At 62.9% G+C, this 5047-nt stretch carries 4 protein-coding genes; 1 reads left to right on the top strand and 3 read right to left on the bottom strand.

Annotated elements, in window-relative coordinates; genetic code table 11:
• From GY769_08820 to GY769_08810, 3 genes are all read right to left on the bottom strand, one after another.
• Positions 1-548: sigma-70 family RNA polymerase sigma factor (locus GY769_08820; protein MCP4202022.1), on the bottom strand; the 548-nt coding region annotated here is incomplete at its 3' end.
• Positions 549-1328: 780 nt separating this feature from the next.
• The gene (locus GY769_08815; protein ID MCP4202021.1) at positions 1329-2330 is read right to left on the bottom strand and encodes a hypothetical protein; all 1002 of its coding nucleotides are present in this window, start codon (positions 2328-2330) and stop codon (positions 1329-1331) included.
• Positions 2331-3367: 1037 nt separating this feature from the next.
• A complete protein-coding gene (locus GY769_08810) occupies positions 3368-3751 on the bottom strand; it encodes a hypothetical protein (GenBank protein MCP4202020.1) in 384 nt (127 codons plus the stop codon).
• A 97-nt stretch (positions 3752-3848) separates the two neighbouring features.
• Here GY769_08810 and GY769_08805 point away from each other — a divergent pair, with 97 nt between their 5' ends.
• A complete protein-coding gene (locus tag GY769_08805) occupies positions 3849-4958 on the top strand; it encodes a carboxylate-amine ligase (GenBank protein MCP4202019.1) in 1110 nt (369 codons plus the stop codon).
• Positions 4959-5047 lie beyond the last annotated feature (89 nt).

Raw genomic sequence — 5047 nt, 5'->3', positions numbered from 1 at the left:
TACTTACCTCCTACGAAACTGGCCAGTTCTTCCTTGACCTGTTTGCGCGCCCGGTGAGGCGACACGTTCACCGCGGCTTGCGTCCTGTTGATGGCTTCTGCGCTCTCCCGATTCGGGGTGCCTTCGAGAAACCGCATGGAAAAAATCGTCGCGCTCTTGGGCGACAGCTGCAGGATCGCCTGGCGCAGACTGCGTCGCATCTCGCGGTCCTGCTGCCGCCGGTCGGGGCCCGCGTGCTCGCCGTCCGCCGGCGGTACCTCCAGATCGTCGAGCGGGATCGAGCGCGAGCGCGAACGGGCGCGCATCAAGTCGAGCGCCGCGTTGATCGCCGCCCGGTGCAGGTAGCTCCCGGGGTTGGGAGAGAGATCGAGGGAGCTCTGGCGACGCAGCAGGCGCAGAAAGACCGTCTGCAGGCAGTCTTCGGCGTCCTGGGCGCTGCCGGTGACGCGATAGGCCGTCCCGAAGACCCGGGAGCTGTTCTGCTGGAAGATGCGCTCCAGGTCTCCCGACGGCCCGGGAAGTGATTCGGCGTGGGTGAGTGCTAGCAAAGGTTCCTCCTCGTGACGGTCTTTCCTCTTTCAAGATGGAAAACGCTCGTCCGGCGGAGTTATTACACGGCCGTCCAGTTTTTTTGCCGCAGGATCTCCTCGGCCCGCCGCAGGGCTTCGGGAGAGCCGTTGTCGTGGATCGTCAGGCTGAGATCGATTCAGGAGCGGCTTCGGTGAGTCAAGTTTCGAGTCGGTTGGACCGCGTGGCCCCGGAGGGGCCTGAGCGTATAGCCCGGGGCTGGCGACGCCGAGCCCCGGCGAGGCGGAGTGAGCCCCGGGTTGGCGGTCACCCCAGAACCGGCGCCCCGGAGGGGCGCAACATGACGCCATCGCCACCTGAAGTTTCGCCCTTCCAGGGCGAGTAGGTTGGGGGCTCGAGAACCCGGGGCTCGCACTGCGTCGCGCTCGTCGCGCCAGAGGCGCGCCAGCGCAACTTCGTGCGGCCCCGGGCTATACGCTTGCGCCCTTTCAGGGCAACGATCTCGTCGGTTTGAGGCCGCAGTCTTCGCTAGACATCTCTTCAGATTCCGTTTCTTCACAATTGAGTCAAGTTTTCGAGGTCGAAAGCGCCCCGGAGGGCGGCAGTATCGAGTCCGGGACGCAGCCTTGGGCTCAATCGACCTCTAGAGACTCGCGCTGAAGGGCGAAAGAGAGTCTTAGCCCATCAGCTGTCGCCTTCCGGGACGAGGTTGCGCCCCTTCAGGTGGGGGAGGATAGATTCCCCCAATCTGGGGCTGAGGTCCCAGGCTGAATACGCTGGAGGTCGCTCGGGGCTGGAAGTCAGGTGTTTGCTGCGGGTTCGAGCCGGGCATCATGACAGAGACGGTCAATCTCAGCTTGGACTCGATCGAAGGCTCGGCGCAACGGTCCGACGAAGCTCTGGGTGGCCTCAGCGAGGACCAGCCAGCCCGGGCGCAGGATCCGCAGATACACCTTGGAGAAGAACAGGGCGATCTTCAGCCCGTAGGTGGTGACGATGTAGCGATGGGTCTTCGGGATGCGCGAGATGATCCCCTTCAGACGCAGCCGCCGCAGGTCGTAGGTCATCTGCCCGGAAGTGTATTGATCCAGCGAGCGGCCGAGCAGGTCCGCCACACGAGGCCGCAGATCGCGGTGGCGGAATCCGTGCGGGATATGGAAGAAGCCGCACAGCGCCTGTAGCAGCGCCATGACCCGCGGATCAGCGAAGCGCATGGCCGACGCCCGTTGCTTGCCTTCTACCGTGGGCTTTTGGAGACGTTCCAGGCTCGGGTCACTGAAGCCGCAGTGGTGAGAGACCCGCTCGATCTCCAGCAGCTTGCGGTTGGCCTGGCGCCCCAGGTCCGCCAAGTGATCGAGGTTCTCGATGCCTTTGTTGACGCCAAAGTCCAAGGTGTTGTTGATCGTCAGCTCGCTGCGTAAGCCACGCCCGTCCTTGAAGTATTGCTTCAGGTGGGAGCTCTTGTAGTAGACATGCAGGCTGGGGTTGACGCCCTGGGTGATCACGCGAGTGCAGTAGCCGCGCTTGGGAGCGCGGGTCGCGCGAGTATGGCGGGTAGGAAACACCAAGCTGACCCGATCGGGGCGACCCAGGTCCAGGTTCTCCCGGATGACCTCTTCAAAGAAGTGTCGGCCCTGAACCGGTCGGTCGAAGATCTGGGTGAGGCTGACCTCGAGCTGCCAAATGGAGAGCTGATGTCGGTAGCCCGCCGCGCGGTCCTCCTCTGTAAGCGGCCAAGGCAGCCGATGAGACCAGCGCTCAAAGAAGTCCTCGACGTCTCGGGCTGTGAGACGATCGCAGATCTGTTGCAGCCGTTGCGGGTCCTCACACCAGCGAAAGCCATTGTCCAGGGGCTCGAAGGCGATGCCTTCGTGCCGCAGCTGCTGCTTGACCCACTCATGGCCGTTGAGACACAGCTTCACCGGGTAGGGGATGTAGCTGCCGACCTTGACGAACGCGGGTCCCCATTGGCGATCCTGAACGTAGAAGTAGTAGTGGTTGACATAGACGGGCTCGCGCCGAAAGCTGAAGGCCAGTCCTGAGCCCTTACTGGCTTTGAAGGACGACATCTTCTCCTGGGCCACGCCCACGAACACCACGCCCTCGGACTGTTGAAACCGAGCGCGGTATTGGGCGGCGATCTCGTCTTTGCGGTCTCCTCTCTTGAAGGGGACGCGCGGCACGTCATAGCGTCCGACAAAGCGATCTAGCCCTTTGACGAAACGCTGCCGAAGGGGAGGAAACAACGCCGGCGAGGGGATCGGGTTGCCGAGGTGCCCTCGCAGGAAGTAGCTGAGTTGACCGGGGCGTTGGAGCCGCGGCATGTAGCCGTTGAGGTAGAGCCGATCGATGCAAGTGGTGGACAGGGTGACGTGATCGCGCATAATGGTGAAGAGGTTGGGCATCATCGAGTCTCCTTTGTGGTAAGAGTCGACTCGTAATGCTACTCCATATAGGAGAAGACACTCCTATCGAGTACGCCGGCCGATCGGCTGGCGCCAACCTTTCCTACTGGCTAGACACCCTCCAACACCTCGTCGGTTTGAGGCGAAGCTTCGTTAGACATCTCTTCAGATCCCCCAATCTTCACAGTTGAGTCAAGTTTTGCCGGAGTGCTGGATCATGTAGGGGCCGACCTTGTGTCGGCCCAAGACCGCCGGCTGACGCCGACGGCGGGTGGACACAAGGTCCACCCCTACGCCTGCCTTGCCATAGTCAGGATCTCGTCGGTTTGAGGCCGCAGGCTTCGCTAGCAGTCTGTTGCTCTTAGTAGCCACAGGCTGCTAGCACGGTGGGGTTGGGCCGAAAAGCACCGCCGAAGGCGGAGGTTTTCGGGGCGTTACTCCAGCCTTTCGTAGACGCCGGCCAGGAACTCGAGCAGCTTCAGACGCTCGGAGTCGGGCCAGGTCTCGAAGCGCACCCCCCCGGACACTCCGACCTTGTGCTGCACCGTGGCCGGCAGGCGCGACAGCTCATGCTCGCCCAGCTTGAAACTCAACAGTACCCGTGTACCCGCCAGGAGCTCGGGAGGCAAGACCAGCCCCATGCCCTTGGAGTTGAGGTCGATGCCGTCGACGACCCATGGCTGGGACGACAGCTCCGGTACGTCGATGGCGACCAACAGACCATGGATCGCCGCCCGCCGGGTACGCCGCGGCGGCGCCGGCTTCTCCGCTCCGCTGACTCCCGTCAACCTCTGATCCGCACCGTTCTCTGCTGTCATCAGGACTCCTTACGTCGGCCGTTGCTGTCGGTCGAGTGCTAAACTCGTCAATAAGCCAAGCCGAAAGGCCCTCCGCGAATCGCTGAAGGGAGTTTCTATGTCGCTGCCACCGTTGACTCTCGGCATCGAGGAAGAGTACCAGATCATCGATCCCGAAAGCCGGGAGCTGAAGTCCTACATCCAGGAGCTCATGGAGCAAGGCCGGGTCGTCCTGCATGACCAGATCAAGAAGGAGTTCCTCCAGTCTCAGGTCGAGGTCGGCAGTCGCATCTGCCAGAACATCCAAGCGGTCAGGCCGGACGGGGTTCGCCTGCGCAGCTCGATCTGCGAGCTGGCGGCCAAGAACGGCCTGCGGGTGGCGGCCGCGAGCACCCATCCGTTCTCGTCCTGGGCCACCCAGGAGATCTCGATCGGCGCGCGCTACACGAAGTTGCGCACCGATATGGCCGAGCTCGCCCGCCGGATGCTGATCTTCGGCATGCACGTCCACGTCGGCATCGAGGACAAGGAGCTGTTGATCGACGTCCAGAACCAGGCGCGCTACTTCCTACCGCACCTGCTCGCCTTGACCACCAGCTCGCCCTTCTGGCAAGGCCGCGACACCGGGCTCAAGTCCTACCGCACGGTGATCTTCGAAAGCCTGCCGCGCACCGGCCTGCCGCCGAATCTCAAGTCGTGGGCGGACTACAACGGTTTCATTGACACGCTTGTTGCGACCGGCTGCATCGACGAGCCGACCAAGATCTGGTGGGACGTCCGGCCACACTCGAAGTTCCCGACCATCGAGTTCCGGGTCTGTGACATCTGCACCAGGATCGACGAAGCCGTGTGTATCGCGGCCCTGGTGCAAGCGATCGTCGCCAAGGTGATCAAGCTGCGGCTCGACAATCAGTCGTGGCGTATCTACCGGCACCACCTGATCACCGAGAACAAGTGGCGCGCCGTGCGCTACGGCATCGACGGTCGATTGATCGACTTCGGCAAGCGGCAAGAGGCGCCGATGAAACAGCTCGCGCTCGAGATGCTCGACTTCGTCGACGACGTCGTCGACGAGCTCGGCAGCCGCTCCGAGGTCGAATACCTGCACACCATCCTCGCCGGCGGCACCAGCGCCGACCGTCAGCTCAAGGTCTTTCGCGAGACCGGCGATCTCAAGGCGGTGGTCGATCGGTTGGTGGAGGAGACGAGGGAGGGCTGTGTCGAGTAGCGCCCCGAAAACCTTCGCCTTCGGCAGAGCTTTTCGGCCCAGCCCCACCATGCCAGTCTTCCGGGAGCCTTTGCCATGAGCAGCGACAC

The sequence above is a fragment of the bacterium genome (assembly GCA_024224155.1).
Taxonomy (GTDB): domain Bacteria; phylum Acidobacteriota; class Thermoanaerobaculia; order Multivoradales; family JAHEKO01; genus CALZIK01.
This window is presented reverse-complemented; position numbering and strand designations above follow the sequence as displayed.